Source organism: Macrococcus brunensis, from assembly GCF_022343725.1.
Lineage (GTDB): Bacteria > Bacillota > Bacilli > Staphylococcales > Staphylococcaceae > Macrococcus > Macrococcus brunensis.
Genome location: NZ_CP092179.1, coordinates 182838 through 198652, shown reverse-complemented (window position 1 = coordinate 198652; position 15815 = coordinate 182838). Strand labels below are relative to the sequence as shown.

Here is a 15815-nt window from a genome sequence, read left to right as displayed (position 1 = left end):
CCTCATTTCAAACATTAAACTTGGTCGACTTTAACTTTCGCTTCGCGTCTGCGTTCTTCTGCTGCCGAGCGAATACGTTCACCTGTCTCAGCATCGAAGAAGTGTGCTTTATTCATATCCATCGCGAGACGAATGATGTCTCCCGGCTGATAGTCATTACGCGCATCCAGCTTAGAAATAAACTCCTGATTTTCAAATGTACTGTACACCATGACTTCTGAACCATGGAGTTCGCTGACAGTTACTTTTGTCTCAAATGAAGTGCCTTCAGATGACTGAATGAAGACGGGTTCATCGTGGATGTCTTCTGGACGAATACCGAACTTAACCGGCTTATCTTTGTAGCCTTTTGCTTCTAACGTACGAAGTGTGCTTTCCGGCACATCGAATGAATACTCACCAATATGCAGCTGGTTACCTCGCAGCTGTGCTGAGAAGATATTCATTGGCGGTGAGCCGATAAATTCCGCAACAAAGATATTTTCCGGGTAATCATAGACTTCTTTCGGTGTGCCGACTTGCATGATATCCCCTTTATTAAGAACAACAATACGTGTCGCCATTGTCAGCGCTTCTGTCTGATCATGGGTGACGTAGATTGTCGTTGTCTGCAGGCGATGATGCAGTTTAGAGATTTCAGCACGCATCTGTACACGGAGTTTCGCATCAAGGTTTGACAGCGGTTCATCCATTAAGAAGACTTTTGCTTCACGGACAATCGCACGTCCTAATGCCACACGCTGACGCTGACCACCTGACAGTGCTTTAGGTTTACGATTCAAGTATTCCGTCAAACCTAAAATTTCTGCTGCCTCGTGGACACGAGTCTTAATTTCATCTTTTGGCATCTTACGTAATTTAAGACCAAATGCCATGTTATCAAATACGGTCATATGCGGATAAAGTGCGTAGTTCTGGAAGACCATCGCGATATCACGGTTTTTAGGGGGTACATCATTCACGCGAACGCCGTCTATTAATAAGTCACCGCCTGTGATGTCTTCTAATCCCGCAATCATACGCAGTGTGGTCGACTTACCGCAACCCGACGGACCGACAAAGACGATGAATTCTTTATCCTGAATGTGTAAATTAAAATCTTTGACGACTGTATTACCACCGTCGTATGTTTTCTGGATGTGATCCAGTTTAAGTTCTGCCATTTAATTTCCTCCTTAAGCCCACCACATATCTGTCGGTGTCTCTTTAATGATGACTTGCTTTAAGTTACGGACTGCTGTCTGGAATCCTTCTTCAATCGACATCAGCGGATCTTCATGTTCTATACTGACTATATAATCATAGTTATATGTTCTAAGCGCACTCATCATCTGTGTCCATTCTGTCATATCATGACCACAGCCGACACTTCTGAACGTCCAGCTGCGCGTCTTAACATCACCGTAAGGCTGCATATCTAAAAGACCGTACATATTGATGTTGTCTTGATCGAGATACGTGTCCTTCGCATGGAAGTGATGAATCGCATTTTCTTTACCTAAAATCTTAATCGCTGCCACCGGGTCAATTCCTTGCCACCACATATGGCTCGGATCAAGGTTTGCCCCAATAAATTCATTCGTTGCTTCTCTTAGTTTAAGTAAAGTATACGGCGAATGAACAAGGAAACCGCCGTGTAGCTCTAAACCGATTTTGACGTTCGCTTCTTTCGCAACTTCTGCGATGTCCTGCCAGTACGGAATCAATTTGTTCTCCCACTGCCAGTTATAGATATCTGCATATTCTGTCGGCCACGCGACAACCGGCCAGTTCGGCTGCTTCGCCTCTTCTGACTCGCCCGCTGTTCCACTGAAAGTATTGACGACCGGCACATTCATCAGCGCCGCCAGTTTGATTGTTTTTCGGAGCGTCTCATCTGATTCTCTACGGAAATCAGCATCCGGAGAAATCGGGTTGCCGTGACAGCTGAATGATGAAATAAAAAGACCATGTTCTGCAAATGCTTTTAAATAAGCTTCACGTGCAGCTTCGTCTTCGAGTAACTGGTCAACATCGATGTGTTTGCTGCCTGGATAGCCGCCAGTGCCTACTTCTACTGCTTCTACACCTGATGCCTGAACATAATCAAGCATCTCTTCGAAAGATTTGTCATTGAAAAGTGGATTAAATACACCTAGTTTCATTATTACTCCCCCTCTATTCGAATCGCCTGCTGTTTTTGTGCACTTAAATAAATCGCTTCTATTACACTTGAGACGTCTTTTGCTTCTGTTGACTGCACGCGTAAAGGCGTCCCGTCAGTAATCGCTGAAATGAAGTTCTCTGCCTGCAGATGCTGGAATGGATGATCAATCTGGATATAGTCTATATTAAGCGTCGTCATCAATGTATCGTCTGCCTGGTTGACTTTCATTTCGAAGACATTCAGACCACCTTTCGTACCGGAAATACTGATATGTTCTTCGTCGCTCTCGACGTTAGCAGCCCAACTCGTTTCAAAGAGCATCGTCACGTTGTTCTCAAAACGAATGAAAGCTGTCACATGGTCATCCACTTCAAACGTCTCCGGATTGAACACACCCCACTCATTGACCGGGTTCGGCATACGGCTCAGGCTGTTATAAGTCTGCGCTGATACTTCGACCGGTTTCTGATTCCCTGTAAGCCACATCGCAAGGTCCAGTAAATGACAGCCGTAATCAATCAGGGCACCGCCACCTTGTAGTTCTTTGTTCGTGAACACGCCCCAGCCTGGTACTTTACGTCGACGCATGGCTTTGACCCGGACGACTAACGGCTCACCGATAATGCCCTTATCGATGATTTTCTTAGCTGCAATCGCTTCTTTCATAAAGCGATAATGGTAAGCAATATGGAGTACACCGTCGCTCTTTTCTTCCGCTTTAACCATGGCATCTGCTTCTGCCTGCGTCGTCGCCATCGGTTTTTCGCACATCACGGAGATATTTTTTTCAAGTGCTGCTATCGTCAGTGGCGCATGGAACTTGTTCGGTGTCGTGATAACGACCGCATCAATATGGTCAAGCATCTCTTCATAACTGGAAGCGACGTGCGGTATCTGAAACTGATTGGCCACAACCATCGCGCGCTCCGTATTGATATCATAGACATGTGTGATTTCAACCTGTTCAAAATTTCTGAATGCCGGAATGTGTCTGTCTGTCGCAATACCGCCGACACCTGCTATACCTAGTCTGACTTTCGTCATAAGAAACGCTCCTTAAATTTGTGTAATCGACTTAGTTTGTGCTGCTTCTATCGCTTTGATGATGACGTTCAGAGATGCACGGCCTTCGTGACCGTCACAGATCGGTGTCTCATCATTTGTCAGCGCTTTGATGAACGCATCAATCGTATGGGAGTTCTTCTGGCCGCCTTCTTCATTCGTCTGTATTTCGCCGAGCTGCTCTCTTTCAATCTGTCCGTCTGCACCGAAGAACTGGTACGTATAGACGTCGTCTGCATTCAATTTCAGAATACCTTTTTCGCCGTAAATAATCGTGCTGTTATCTTCCTGGCCATTGTAAGCCCATGATGCACTTAACGTTCCGATAATACCGTCTGCTGTCTTCAGAATCAGGACTGCATTGTCATCAACATCTGCTTTTTTCGCTGATGTTTCAATCATCGCACCTACTTCTGTGAATTCTGTGCCAAGTATATAACGCATTAAGTCTGCCTTGTGTACGCCGAGGTCGCCCATCGCGCCGATAAATGCACGTTTTTTGTCAAAGAACCAGCTGTCAGGTCCATCAACACTCCAGCCTTCCGGTCCTGGATGACCAAACGTCGTCTTGAACGAATAGAGTTTACCGAGCTTGCCTGCAGCGATATCTTTTTTCGCCTGCTGATGCGCCTCGTTGATACGCTGGTTATGTCCGATCATCAATGTTCTGCCGTTTTCTTCTGCTGCTTTGATCATGGCATCTGCATCTTCAAGTGAAGTGGCCATCGGTTTCTCACAGAGAACATGCTTGCCTGCATGAAGTGCTGCTATTGTCATCTCTGCATGCAGATAGTTGGGTGTACAGATACTGACAACTTCGACATCGGGATTCTGCAGTAGTTCATGATAATCACTGTAGCTTGTGCCACCAAATTCTGCTGCGAGCTCGTCGCTGCGTTCTTTGACGACGTCACAGTAAGCGATAATCTCAGCGTCCTTGTTCTGCTGATACTCGGGGATATGGCGATGTGTTGCGATACTGCCGCAACCGATGATTCCTACTTTAAACATCTGTCTTCTCCCCTTTACCCAAGTCTTCAAGCGGCTGATAGTTACCGTATGTCGGATACGCATTCGTTGTTGGACGTGCCCATTTCACTGCGTTATTGATGACGCGCTGTACGTTCTCATTGTAATAAGTCGGATAAGTTTCGTGACCAGGACGGAAATAGAAAATCTTACCGTTTCCTCGTTTGAAGGTTGCACCTGAGCGGAACACTTCACCGCCCTGGAACCAGCTGACGAATATGAGTTCCTCCGGCGCCGGAATATCAAAATGCTCGCCGTACATTTCTTCCTGTTCCAGCTCAAAATATTCACCGATTCCTTCTGCAATCGGGTGGTTCGGCATAACGGTCCAGATTCGTTCTTTTTCGCCTGCTTCACGCCACTTCAGGTCACAGCCAGTGCCCATCAGCTTCTTGAAGACTTTAGAGAAATGCCCGGAATGAAGGACCACCAGTCCCATGCCTTCTAAAACACGCTTATGAACACGGTCAACGATCGCGTCCTGCACTTCGTCATGTGCTTTATGGCCCCACCAGATTAAGACATCTGTCTGGTTCAGTACTTCCTCTGTTAGACCATGTTCCGGATCGTCCAGTGTCGCTGTTGTGACTTCAGCATCTTCTATAAACGATGCTATTTGCTGATGAATACCTTCTGGATAAACGCTTCTGACTTTCTCTGATTCTTTTTCATGTCTGAATTCATTCCATACTGTCACTTTCATTTGTCTCTCTCCTTTAATCGTTTTGTAGACTGTCGTTCAATAATACGAGTGGGAATCATTTTACTCACTTTCAGCATATCACGATGACATAAATATTCAATTAATCGGCTGGCTGCCTCCTGACCAAGACGCTCCGGAAAAATATCGACCACTGTCTGAGGCGGGCATGCCGCTTCATTCAGATAGGAGTCATTAAAAGTAGCCGTCTGTATATCATCCGGAATGCGTCTGCCTAAAAGATAAAGCTCACTTAAGACATTCAGATTCATCATGCTGTCCGATGTTACAATCGCTGTTATTTCCTCGGGCATATTTTGGACGATATGCTTCACATCTTCTGTTCCTGCAGCGCCTTCAAAAACAGAAAGTTCAAGACCCGCATCCGTACAGGCCTGCTTGTAACCTGTCAGACGGTCTATGTTAACTGCATATGTCTTATTCTCTGCGATAAAGGCAATCTTTTCGTGGCCCAGATCGATTAAATACTGTGTCAGTTTAAACGATGCTTCGATATTATTATTATCAATAAAAATATCTGTGGATTGATTCAGCTTCTTACCGATGATGACATAAGGACAATCCAGTTTGCGCAGATAATCCAGGACTGCATCTTCTTCTTTTGAATAGAGGACGATAAAGCCGTCAACTGCATTACTGCTGACCATTTCTTTTACTTCGTGCAGCAGTTCAGCTTCTTCTTTACTTGTAGAGATGACCGTTGAATATCCGTTGTCTTTACAGACTTTCGAGATACTCATCAGTACATCTGTGAAAAATGGATTCTGCCGCATCTCTTTAGAAGATGATTTGAGCAGGAGACCAATGGTATTCGATTGCTTTGTGACAAGTCTTCTTGCAGAAACGTTCGGGATGTAGCCCATCTCTTCCATGATTCTCCGGACTTTCTCAGTCGTCTTCTGACTGATTGCATCACTGTTACTGATGACCCGGGAAACAGTGGAAGGTGCGACATTCGCTCTTTTCGCGACATCTTTAATCGTTACCATCTTATTTCACTGCGCCGTCAGAAACACCTTTGATGATTTGTTTCTGGGCAAAGAAGTAACCGATGATAACAGGGATAATTGAAATCGTTAAGCCTGCCAGTGCGAGATGCCACTGCTTCGTATACTGACCGAAGAATAAGAATAACTTCAGCGGAATCGTTTCCTGACCAGGACCGAGCACTAAACTTGGTAACAGATAGTCATTCCAGATCCAGATGACGTTCAGGATACCGACTGTCACTGAGATAGGTTTTAAGAGCGGGAAGATAACATGCCAGTAAATCTGCCATTTGCTCGCGCCATCAATCATTGCGGCTTCATCGAGCGATTTTGAAATCCCCTGCAGTGAACCGTGATACAGGAAGATAGATAAGCTTGCACCGAAACCGAGGTACATAAACATCAGCCCCCAGATATTCAAGCTCTGCAGATCCCCGAAAATCTTAACGAGTGGAATCATAACAGACTGGAACGGTACGAGCATCGCTGCTACGAATACGAAGAAAATAAAGTTAGATGCTTTTCCTTTGTTACGGCTAAGTGCATAGGCCGCCATGCTGGAGAAGATGATGATCAGCGCAACACTGGCAACCGATACAAGAACAGAGTTCAGGAACGTCTGTGCAAAGTTCAGCTGCTGGAATGCATCGATAAAGTTCTGGAAAGTCTTTTCTTTCGGTAATGCAAGGGTATTATCGAAAATCTCAAGCTTTGTTTTAAAGGCATTGACGATCATTAAGTAGAAAGGTGATAACCAGAGAAGACCGATAACGAGTGCAATAATCTCAAGAATATACCATTTTGCTTTCATTACATCTCCACCTCTCTTTTCTTATTGTAGTAAACCTGGATTAAGCTGATAGCTGTAACGATCAGGAAGAAAATGACCGCTTTCGCCTGGGCAGAACCCATCAAGTTCATTTTGAACGCTGTATCGACAATATCCATCGCCACCATTTTCGTTGAGTTACCAGGACCACCGTTCGTCAGTGATAAGTTCTGGTCGTAAATCTTGAATGCACCTGATAATGTCAGGAACATGCTGACTGTAAAAGCAGGGGCCACAAGCGGGAACGTGATATTTTTGAAGCGTTGCCACGCATTCGCACCGTCTATTTCTGCTGCTTCAAGTAAGTCAGCTGGCACATTCTCCAGATAAGCGATATAGATAATCATGATATAACCTGCCATCTGCCAAGTAGACAGAATGACCATACCCCAGAAGCCGGTCGTCGTATCACTGAGCCAGCCCTGCATCCATTCAGAACCAATTGCCTCACCGATAGAAGCAAATACTTTCGTGAAGATGAACTGCCAGATGAAACCTAAGATCAGTCCACCGATCAAGTTCGGCATGAAGAAAATCGTACGAAGGAAGTTTCTTGATTTAATACGACTTGTCACTAACAGTGCCAGTCCTAAACCGATAATATTAATGATGAATACGGCTGCTATAGAATATTTGAACGTAAACCAGAGCGCGTTTTTAAATGTGTCATCACTGAGCAGGTTGATGTAGTTATCAAAGCCGATAAAGTCAGGCACCTGCGATGTATCACCATTCCAGTTGGTAAATGAATAATAAATACCATATAAAAACGGGACGATGATGACCATTAACAATGCGACGAGTACAGGCAGGAGGAACAGCCAGAACGCAAAACTTTTTGTCTTCATTTTTTCACCTCAGATTTTAAAAAGGGAGTGCACGCAATGTGACCCCCTTTTTAAACTATTATTTTCTTGCTTTTTCCCAAGCATCTTGAGATTTTTTGATTGCTTCATCAAATGAAATTTTACCTGTTAAGTAATCTTGTAAGTAAGCACCTAAAGCATCGTCAGTGTAACCTGTCGGATAACCTTTGAATACCCATGCAGATGTCTTACCTTCTTCTGAATACTTGTAGATTTCTTTTGATAATGGGTCAGCAATTTTAGAAGTATCGTAGTCTTTATAAGCTGGAATGAACTTGAAGTCTTCCATGACAATATTTTTACCTTCATCAGATGTGTATAACCAGTCTAAGAATTCTTTAGCTGCTTTTTGAACTTTTTCATCTGATTTTTTGTTGACTGCCCAGTTATTGGCAACCCCTACTGGAATTGTCGCTTCACCTGAACCTGTTGGTACAGCAATGATGCCGACGTTTTTAGCTACTTCTGGGTTAACTCCTTCAATTGTTGGATAAGCCCAGTTACCTTGTTGAATCATCGCTACTTTACCAGTAGAGAATAATTCTTCTACTTGTTGAGAGTAATCAAGAGAGGCAACAGGCTGTTTAGAGTATTTGTTCTGGATATCTAAGTATTGTTTTAACTGATCTTTTTGAGTGAATGGTAATGTTTTAGCTTCTGCTGTTTTCTGAATGTCATTGTCGAAATCTTTAGCTAAGAACATGCTTGCTGCGTGGTCACTTAAAACCCATTTTTCTTTCGCTGGTAAAGCAAAGACGCCGCTTAATTTTAATTCATCTTTTTTAGAATCGATTGTTTGTGCTACTTTTTCTAAATCGTCTAACGTTTTGATATCTTCTGCTTTAACGCCTGCTTTTTCGAAGATTTCTTTGTTATAGATTAAGCCATAACCTTCCTGGTTCATTGGAATACCATAAGTTTTACCGTCTTTTTGAACCGGTGCAAGTAAAGTTTCATCGATGACCGCTTTAGTTGATTTCATATCAGATAAATCTGCTAAACGGTTCGCGTGTACTTTCAGATCTTCCGGACCACCGATATTGAAAATATCTGGTTCGTTTTTAGAAGCGATTTTAGCTTTTAATGCCTGACCGTAGTCGTTACCGCCTCCGACTGTTTCAATGTTGATTTTAACGTTTGGATGGTCAGCCATATATTTCTTAGCCATTTCTTCAAACTGTTGTTTGAACTCTACTTTGAACTGGAAGACATTGACTGTAACCTGATCGCCGTCACCCTTCTTAGCAGTACCACCACCTGAACCTGAGTTACCACAGGCTGCGAGAACTGAAGCAAAAATTAAAGATAGAACAAGTATTAACAATGACGATTTTTTCATCTCTTAATCTCCTTTAGCTATATATTATTAGAAAACGTTTTCATCATTAAATTCATCTTAGCACCCCTATCAATTAAGCGTCAACACTTTTTTGCAAACGATTGCATAAAATCATAAAAAAAAGAAGCTCCGAAGAGCATCTTTATCTGTAAAGAGGCGTCGACTTATCTAAAATATACTTTGCGACCTCTCTCATATCATTCGTATAATGAATCATAGCTTGCACAACAGGAAGTGCCTGTGCTATACCCGCTTCGACCAGGGAACTGAAGACAGCCTGAATAGGATTGATTGATTTTAATTTAAATGCACTGCGGACCATCTGAGCCATCTTTGTCATGTCCATCATCTTCGTTAGTGTTGACCCTTGCTGTTCAATCTCCTTCACATGCTTCTCTATAGACGGCCATTGATGAAATTTGTCATAGACGTCGTCTGCTTCAACTCTGAAGTGGCTGCGAATCGTTCGCTCGAGTGTCGTATAGTTCTGATGGGAGATGACTTCTTTAAGTGCAGGCGTAAAAAGTTTGGGGAAGACTGAGTTCACTTTGTAGTTCAGATAGCTATCCTTCATCTCTTCACTTTGGTAGTGCTTGAGATATGTTTCGTACATCTCTTCCATCTGCTTATGAATCTGTTCTCTTAAAGTCTCTATGCCTTCGCCTGTTAAAGCACTCGTGAACAAATAGTCTTTCTGTTCTTTCAATACACCGCGCAGCATCACTTTGAGTTCCGTATTTTTAGTATGGCGCAGCAGCTCACTGCTTTCTGAATGATTGACATCAATCAAGGCATCGACTTTGTTATAGACGAAATGAATCTCTTTTCCTTCTTTCGCCAAATACTTGATGAGGTCCATATCCGTCTCTCTGATTTTGCTGCTTAAAATATAATAGAAACGCTGAATACCACTTGTTTTAATGATTTTCTTATATTGTACTAGCGTAATTTCCTCCGTACCGACGCCCGGGAAATCAACGAGTTCGCCGTAGACAGGATGCAGGTAGGACTGTGCCGTCAGCGTCGCATCGGTATGGACACCGGTATAAGCTTTAGCCTTTGGCAGCAGCTGATTAATCAGACTGCTCTTACCGGCATCAGGCTGGCCGATAAAGCCGATCGCATGCGATGTACGGTTCGCGACAAACTTTCTGTATGCTTTGACTAAAGGATGATTTTTCATCTTCATCACTCCATTAACGTATAGTTATAATTCTACTATACCAATAAATAACCACTAATATTCATTCTGCGCACTTCTATTCATCAGATAGAGGAAATAAGGGGCGCCCATAATGCTCACAATAATACCTGCCGGGATACCCGCCGGCTGCAGAAGAATTCGCCCCAGTGTATCGGACAGTGCCAGAAGAATAGCACCGATCAGCAGCGCTATCGGCATAAACATCTGGTGTCTGGGTCCGACTAAACTGCGTGCGATATGGGGTCCAAGCAGACCGATAAAGCCAATACCTCCGCTGACTGCGACTGCACAGGAACTTAAAAATACAGCGATAGAGACGAGAATCATCCGTTGTCTGTTCACACCGACACCCACACCAGTCGAGATATGTTCATGAGTGTTGAGGATATTAAGTGTATTAGCCTTCATAAAGACAATCGGCAACAGTATACAGACTGCGACTGCAAGCATGATGGCAAATGGCCATGTATCGCCCCAGATAGAACCTGCATACCAGGCAGAGATGAACTCCATCTGGTCACTTTTAAAGGTCGACGTCATCATAATGGAGGCGCCACTCAAAGCTGTCGCCATCCCTACACCAATTAAAATCATTCTGACCGGTTGAATGCCTTCGTTCTTCTTATAACTCAGGATAAATATGAATAAAGCGGTCAGCAAACCGCCGATCATACTGAATAACGGCAGTATATAAACGAATGTACTGCTGTCGACCGGCATAAACATGATTAAAAGGACAATAAAGAAGCCACTGCCCGCATTGATGCCGATAATACCCGGATCAGCCAGCGGGTTCTTCGTAATACTCTGCAACAGCGCTCCGCTGACAGCTAGTGCCATGCCGCTTAGTAAAGTCACGACAAGACGCGGCATTCTGAACTCAAACAGCACCATCGTATCTGTCGCATCTCCGTCACCGAACAATGTACGGAAGAACTGCGGGACCGTCATTTTAAAGTCTCCGGTCGTCATGCTGAACGCCATCGTTAACAGTGCCACTATGCAAAGAGCCACTAAAATAATCAGCTGTCTGCGTTTTTTATGTGTTTCTATCATAAGAGTTTACCGTCCTTTCTTACTAAATAAATAAAGAACGGCACACCAATGATTGAAATAATAGCCCCGAGCGGCGATTCGCCTGCAAGACGTGCAACAGTGTCAGCTGCTACAATCGACAGTCCGCCGACCAGCGCTGAGAACGGCAGTATGAGACGATAGTCTGTTCCGACAAGCAATCTGACGATATGAGGGACCATCAGCCCGACAAAAGCCAGAGAACCGACTAGTGATACAGCCACCCCTGCCAGAAGCATCGTCATGACAGAGAAAATCACCCTGATTCGATGCGTATTTACACCTAAGCCTTGTGCCATCTCTTCACCGAGACTGAGTGCCGTCAGCTGTCTGCCAGTCAGTGAAGCAATCACGATAATAATGAGAATAACGGGTGCCGCAAACTTGAGCTGCTGCCAGGTTGTTCCCGCTACACCACCTGCTGACCAGAATGTAATACTCTGATTCAATCTGAAGAATAACGCGATACCTTCAGCCAGTGCGGTTAATAAAGCCGAGATAGCCGCACCTGCCAGAACAATACGCATCGTATTGAAACCACCTCGTCTAGAGCTGCCGATCACCATGACAAGTGTACCGCCGATGACCGCACCTAAGAAGCCCGCTGTCATGAGCAGCAGGAAGTTGGTCTCTTTGAAAACGGCCATCGCTATACTGATCATCATGGCAGCACCTGCGTTCAGTCCAAGTAGCGCCGGATCAGCGAGTGCATTCTTCGTCACACCTTGCATAATGGCTCCGCTGCAGGCCAGAGCTGCACCGACAAGCAGTGCACCTAACTCACGCGGCACTCTGATATCTCTGATGATATTCTGGCTTTCAGTGTTCTGATAAGAAAAAAATGCATCAAAGACTTGCTGCACAGAGTAGTTCGTAGTACCTAGACAGAACGAAATAATCAACATCACAGCAATCGCCAGAAAGATAGAAAGGCTAAGAACAATAGGTTTGAGTGTTAACTTCATCACTAAATCCTCGTGTAGTGTTTACATAATAAGTCGTAAGTAATGAGCAGAGGCTTTCCTGTACGAGGATCCTGGCTGAGCTCTGCATCTATATTGAAGACTTCCTCCAGTACATCATGCGTTAAGACTTCTGCCGGTGAACCTTGCTGAATAATGTCACCTTTTTTCATGGCTATTAAATGATCCGAAAAACGAATCGCCTGATTGATATCATGTAAGACCATAATAATCGTTGTCCCTTGTTCACGGTTCAATGTCTGCACGAGATCAAGTATTTCAAGTTGATGGGAGATATCCAGATAAGTAGTGGGTTCATCGAGGAACATGATATCTGTCTTCTGTGCAAGTGCCATCGCAATCCAGACACGCTGACGCTGTCCACCGCTTAAGTCATTGACAGCACGATGTTTGAACTCATATGTACCTGTCGCATGAAGCGCCCAGTCGATGACTTCTTTATCTTCTTTTGACAGTCGACCGAAACCGCTCTGATATGGAAAACGCCCGTAGCTGACCAGTTCGCCTGCTGTCAGTCCGTCTGCTACTTCAGGTGACTGCGGGAGTATGGCTATTTTTTTCGCTACTTCTTTCGTTGATTGCTGATGTATGTTTTTACCGTCAAGCACAACTCGCCCATCCTTAACAGGGATAATGCGGGCCATCGCTTTTAAAAGGGTGGATTTACCGCAACCGTTAGGTCCGATAATGGATGTAACTTTACCGTCAGGAATATGGACTGACAGTTCTTTGACGATGTCGCGCTCTCCGTAGCTGATTGTTATTTTTTCTCCGGATAATCTTTCCATTTTAAACCGCCTTCACTTTTTAAGTGATAATCATTATCAATGCACTCATTTTATAGTATAATGGTGAACAACGCAACTTAACGCAGTAAGGAGACTTTATTTTGAGTCAATTATTAGATATAACGATTATCGGTGGCGGCCCGGCTGGTCTGTATACTGCTTTTTATGCAGGATTACGTGGCATGAAAGTCCGCATCATCGAATACCAGGATAAACTCGGTGGTAAAGTCAATCTCTATCCGGAAAAAATTGTCTGGGACATCGGCGGCATTGCCCCCAAACCAGCCGGTGAGATTGTAGACGATATGATTACACAAGGTCTGACTTTTGAGCCAGAGGTCCATCTGAGCGAGAAAGTCATGAATATAACGAAAAAAGAAGAACAGCTCTTTGAAGTAGCAACTGATCAAAACACCTACTTATCTAAATCAGTTATCATCGCGATTGGCAGTGGTATTATCTCGCCGATGAAACTGGCGATAGAAGGTGCCGAACGGTATGAAGTGGCGAACCTCCATTATGTTGTACCATCACTCAGCCGTTTTAAAGACAGACGTGTGCTTATTTCAGGCGGCGGCAATGCAGCAGTCGACTGGGCATATGCCATCGCACCGTTTGCTGCACACGTCTCCATACTATGCCGAAAAGATGATTTCAAGGGGCATGAAGAAATGGTCCGTAAGCTCGATGACCGGGGTGTCGAAAAAATTATGAGTCACTCCATCCATTCTCTGCAGGCTGAAGGTGATGCGATTGAATCTGTTATCATCCAGCATTGCCGCACACGTGAACCTCGGGAAATCGCAGTAGATGATGTGATCATCAACCATGGCTTCCATATGGAGAGCGATTTACTCGATCAATGTGACATTAAGCTCGAACGTAAAGATAATTTCTATATTAAAGGTCATGCAGATTCTTCGACGCAGGTTCCAGGTGTCTACGCAGTTGGTGATATATTGTCACACGATAGCAAAGTTCAGCTGATGGCCGGCTGTTTCCATGATGCGGCAAATGCTGCGAACCTTGCAAAGACTTATATTGATCCAACAGCAAGTGAGGCGGGCACAGTTTCCAGCCATAATGAAGTCTTTAAAGAGAAGAATGAGGAACTGCTATCAAATATACTCTAAATAAAAAGATTCCATTAAGCATGTGCTTAATGGAATCTTTTTATTTAAACGTAATATACTGAGCAGCAGCTTCGTCCATAATGACCTCTACATTCGGATGCGTCAGGAGACTGCTCGCCGGAACAGCGATATCCGGTTCTGTCATATGATACAGTTTAGCCATGATATCTGCTTTTTTATCACCCAACGCAAGGAGCAGAATGCGGTTAGAATAGAGAATCGTCTCTATCCCCATCGACACCGCCTGGACAGGTACGTCGTCCTGACTATCAAAGAAACGAGCATTTGCTTCAATCGTTTCCGGCGTAAGTTCAACGACCCTTGTCTTACTATCAAAAGGTGTTCCCGGCTCATTAAAGCCGATATGACCATTGACACCGATACCGAGGAGCTGAATATGCAGAGGTCCCTTATCACGAATGGCTGCGTCATAACGCAGATTGTCCTCTTCTACATCAAACAGATCATTGTCCGGCAGATGGAACTGAGAATCCTGCATCCCAATCGGATCAAAGAAGTGCTTTTTCATGTAACTCATGTAACTATTCGGGTGGCTGGTATCAAGGTTAAAGTACTCATCTAAATTAAATGTCTCAAGACAGGAGATATCCGTCTGATGACGCTTTAGGAGCTCTACTAATTCCTGGTACATCTCTTCCATCGTACCGCCTGTTGCCAAGCCTAAGAGTGTACATTCATTAAAATGAATTTCCTTAAACATTTCAACTGCAACATATCGACTGGCATTTTCCCGACTGCCTAAGTTCATGAATTTCATGACTGCCTCCTTAGTCTTCTGTAATAAAGCCGTTACCGAGTACATCTCTGACATCGTGGACTACAACGAATGCATTTGGATCGATTTTTCTGATCATCCGTTTTGTCTTTGTCAGCTGTAATTTGTTGATGACACAGTAAAGTACGTCTGTCTCACGTTTCGTATAATAGCCTTTACCACTTAAGAGTGTCACACCGCGACCGATATCTTCATCGAGCATTTTTGCAATCGGTTCCGGATTCTGTGAAATAATCGTGACAGCTTTTTTCGGGTTTGTTCCTTCAATCATGAAGTCCATCGCTTTTGTACCGATATAAAGACTTAGCGTTGTTAAGAGTGCTTTTTCAATCGGCATAACTGTAAGTGAAATCGCAACAACGATTAAATCGAAGAATAAAAGCGCATATGAAGTGCTGACGTCCAGATACTTATGGGCGATACGCGCTAAAATCGTTGTACCGGCAGTTGTGCCGCCTACCATAACAATCAGACCGATACCAATACCGATGATAAATCCACCAAATATAGGTGCGACCAGTACTTCGTCCAGGTGTAGCTGCCAAGATTCTGTCAGTCTCAGAAAGACGGATAAAGAGATAATCGAGACAATCGTCAGCACCATTGAACGTTTTGATAAAAATTTATAGCCGACTGCCAGCAGCAACATGTTCATGACGAATGTTGTAATAGCGGGCGACCAGCCGAATGCATATAAGAAGATGAGTGACATACCTGTCACACCGCCTTCACCTAAATTGGCAGGAATAATAAACATATTCACTGCCACTGAAAAAAGAAATGAACCTAACATGACCACTAATACGGTCTTCAGAGAAATCTTCATATAAATCCTCGCTTTCCTTTAACTATAGTC

At 44.0% G+C, this 15815-nt stretch carries 16 protein-coding genes; 1 reads left to right on the top strand and 15 read right to left on the bottom strand.

What is annotated here, in order from left to right; translation table 11 throughout:
• Positions 1 to 14 precede the first annotated feature (14 nt).
• The 13 genes from MGG13_RS01000 to MGG13_RS00940 form a co-directional block, all read right to left on the bottom strand.
• Positions 15 to 1163, bottom strand: coding sequence for an ABC transporter ATP-binding protein (locus tag MGG13_RS01000; protein WP_239035060.1), 1149 nt, complete (start codon positions 1161 to 1163; stop codon positions 15 to 17).
• A gap of 12 nt (positions 1164 to 1175) precedes the next feature.
• Positions 1176 to 2144, bottom strand: coding sequence for a sugar phosphate isomerase/epimerase family protein (locus tag MGG13_RS00995; protein ID WP_239035059.1), 969 nt, complete (start codon positions 2142 to 2144; stop codon positions 1176 to 1178).
• A 2-nt stretch (positions 2145 to 2146) separates the two neighbouring features.
• On the bottom strand, positions 2147 to 3190 hold the full coding sequence (locus tag MGG13_RS00990) for a Gfo/Idh/MocA family protein (RefSeq protein ID WP_239035058.1): 1044 nt from the start codon (positions 3188 to 3190) through the stop codon (positions 2147 to 2149).
• Between the two features lie 12 nt (positions 3191 to 3202).
• A complete protein-coding gene (locus MGG13_RS00985) occupies positions 3203 to 4219 on the bottom strand; it encodes a Gfo/Idh/MocA family protein (protein WP_239035057.1) in 1017 nt (338 codons plus the stop codon).
• Positions 4212 to 4940 carry a ThuA domain-containing protein gene (locus MGG13_RS00980; protein WP_133431400.1) on the bottom strand — a complete coding sequence of 243 codons (729 nt, stop codon included), beginning with the start codon at positions 4938 to 4940 and terminating at the stop codon, positions 4212 to 4214. Before MGG13_RS00980 ends, MGG13_RS00985 begins: the two co-directional genes overlap by 8 nt.
• On the bottom strand, positions 4937 to 5947 hold the full coding sequence (locus MGG13_RS00975) for a LacI family DNA-binding transcriptional regulator (RefSeq protein ID WP_239035056.1): 1011 nt from the start codon (positions 5945 to 5947) through the stop codon (positions 4937 to 4939). The genes MGG13_RS00980 and MGG13_RS00975 overlap by 4 nt, the downstream gene beginning before the upstream one ends.
• 1 nt (position 5948) lies before the next feature.
• Positions 5949 to 6758, bottom strand: coding sequence for a carbohydrate ABC transporter permease (locus tag MGG13_RS00970; RefSeq protein ID WP_239035055.1), 810 nt, complete (start codon positions 6756 to 6758; stop codon positions 5949 to 5951).
• Positions 6758 to 7624, bottom strand: a complete 867-nt coding sequence (locus MGG13_RS00965) for a carbohydrate ABC transporter permease (RefSeq protein ID WP_133431397.1) — start codon at positions 7622 to 7624, stop codon at positions 6758 to 6760. The genes MGG13_RS00970 and MGG13_RS00965 overlap by 1 nt, the downstream gene beginning before the upstream one ends.
• A 58-nt stretch (positions 7625 to 7682) precedes the next feature.
• Positions 7683 to 8981 (bottom strand): ABC transporter substrate-binding protein, encoded by a 1299-nt coding sequence (locus tag MGG13_RS00960; RefSeq protein WP_239035054.1) that lies wholly within the window; start codon positions 8979 to 8981, stop codon positions 7683 to 7685.
• 142 nt (positions 8982 to 9123) lie between these two features.
• Positions 9124 to 10164, bottom strand: coding sequence for a GTPase domain-containing protein (locus MGG13_RS00955; protein WP_239035053.1), 1041 nt, complete (start codon positions 10162 to 10164; stop codon positions 9124 to 9126).
• Positions 10165 to 10218: 54 nt separating this feature from the next.
• A complete protein-coding gene (locus tag MGG13_RS00950; RefSeq protein ID WP_239035052.1) occupies positions 10219 to 11241 on the bottom strand; it encodes a FecCD family ABC transporter permease in 1023 nt (340 codons plus the stop codon).
• Positions 11238 to 12224, bottom strand: a complete 987-nt coding sequence (locus MGG13_RS00945; RefSeq protein WP_239035051.1) for a FecCD family ABC transporter permease — start codon at positions 12222 to 12224, stop codon at positions 11238 to 11240. The genes MGG13_RS00950 and MGG13_RS00945 overlap by 4 nt, the downstream gene beginning before the upstream one ends.
• Positions 12225 to 12226: 2 nt before the next feature.
• The gene (locus MGG13_RS00940; RefSeq protein ID WP_239035050.1) at positions 12227 to 13030 is read right to left on the bottom strand and encodes an ABC transporter ATP-binding protein; all 804 of its coding nucleotides are present in this window, start codon (positions 13028 to 13030) and stop codon (positions 12227 to 12229) included.
• Positions 13031 to 13131: 101 nt separating this feature from the next.
• On the opposite strand from MGG13_RS00940, the gene MGG13_RS00935 reads away from it, so the two are divergent.
• Positions 13132 to 14163 (top strand): NAD(P)/FAD-dependent oxidoreductase, encoded by a 1032-nt coding sequence (locus tag MGG13_RS00935; protein ID WP_239035049.1) that lies wholly within the window; start codon positions 13132 to 13134, stop codon positions 14161 to 14163.
• Between the two features lie 40 nt (positions 14164 to 14203).
• Here MGG13_RS00935 and MGG13_RS00930 read toward each other — a convergent pair whose 3' ends face one another.
• A complete protein-coding gene (locus MGG13_RS00930; RefSeq protein WP_239035048.1) occupies positions 14204 to 14941 on the bottom strand; it encodes a glucosamine-6-phosphate deaminase in 738 nt (245 codons plus the stop codon).
• Positions 14942 to 14951: 10 nt separating this feature from the next.
• On the bottom strand, positions 14952 to 15785 hold the full coding sequence (locus tag MGG13_RS00925) for a YitT family protein (RefSeq protein ID WP_133431389.1): 834 nt from the start codon (positions 15783 to 15785) through the stop codon (positions 14952 to 14954).
• Positions 15786 to 15815: the final 30 nt, after the last annotated feature.

Coding starts and splice junctions, on each gene's coding strand:
- MGG13_RS01000 (WP_239035060.1), bottom strand. CDS start 1,163: ATGGCAGAACTTAAACTGGATCACATCCAGAAAACATACGACGGTGGT.
- MGG13_RS00995 (WP_239035059.1), bottom strand. CDS start 2,144: ATGAAACTAGGTGTATTTAATCCACTTTTCAATGACAAATCTTTCGAA.
- MGG13_RS00990 (WP_239035058.1), bottom strand. CDS start 3,190: ATGACGAAAGTCAGACTAGGTATAGCAGGTGTCGGCGGTATTGCGACA.
- MGG13_RS00985 (WP_239035057.1), bottom strand. CDS start 4,219: ATGTTTAAAGTAGGAATCATCGGTTGCGGCAGTATCGCAACACATCGC.
- MGG13_RS00980 (WP_133431400.1), bottom strand. CDS start 4,940: ATGAAAGTGACAGTATGGAATGAATTCAGACATGAAAAAGAATCAGAG.
- MGG13_RS00975 (WP_239035056.1), bottom strand. CDS start 5,947: ATGGTAACGATTAAAGATGTCGCGAAAAGAGCGAATGTCGCACCTTCC.
- MGG13_RS00970 (WP_239035055.1), bottom strand. CDS start 6,758: ATGAAAGCAAAATGGTATATTCTTGAGATTATTGCACTCGTTATCGGT.
- MGG13_RS00965 (WP_133431397.1), bottom strand. CDS start 7,624: ATGAAGACAAAAAGTTTTGCGTTCTGGCTGTTCCTCCTGCCTGTACTC.
- MGG13_RS00960 (WP_239035054.1), bottom strand. CDS start 8,981: ATGAAAAAATCGTCATTGTTAATACTTGTTCTATCTTTAATTTTTGCT.
- MGG13_RS00955 (WP_239035053.1), bottom strand. CDS start 10,164: ATGAAAAATCATCCTTTAGTCAAAGCATACAGAAAGTTTGTCGCGAAC.
- MGG13_RS00950 (WP_239035052.1), bottom strand. CDS start 11,241: ATGATAGAAACACATAAAAAACGCAGACAGCTGATTATTTTAGTGGCT.
- MGG13_RS00945 (WP_239035051.1), bottom strand. CDS start 12,224: ATGAAGTTAACACTCAAACCTATTGTTCTTAGCCTTTCTATCTTTCTG.
- MGG13_RS00940 (WP_239035050.1), bottom strand. CDS start 13,030: ATGGAAAGATTATCCGGAGAAAAAATAACAATCAGCTACGGAGAGCGC.
- MGG13_RS00930 (WP_239035048.1), bottom strand. CDS start 14,941: ATGAAATTCATGAACTTAGGCAGTCGGGAAAATGCCAGTCGATATGTT.
- MGG13_RS00925 (WP_133431389.1), bottom strand. CDS start 15,785: ATGAAGATTTCTCTGAAGACCGTATTAGTGGTCATGTTAGGTTCATTT.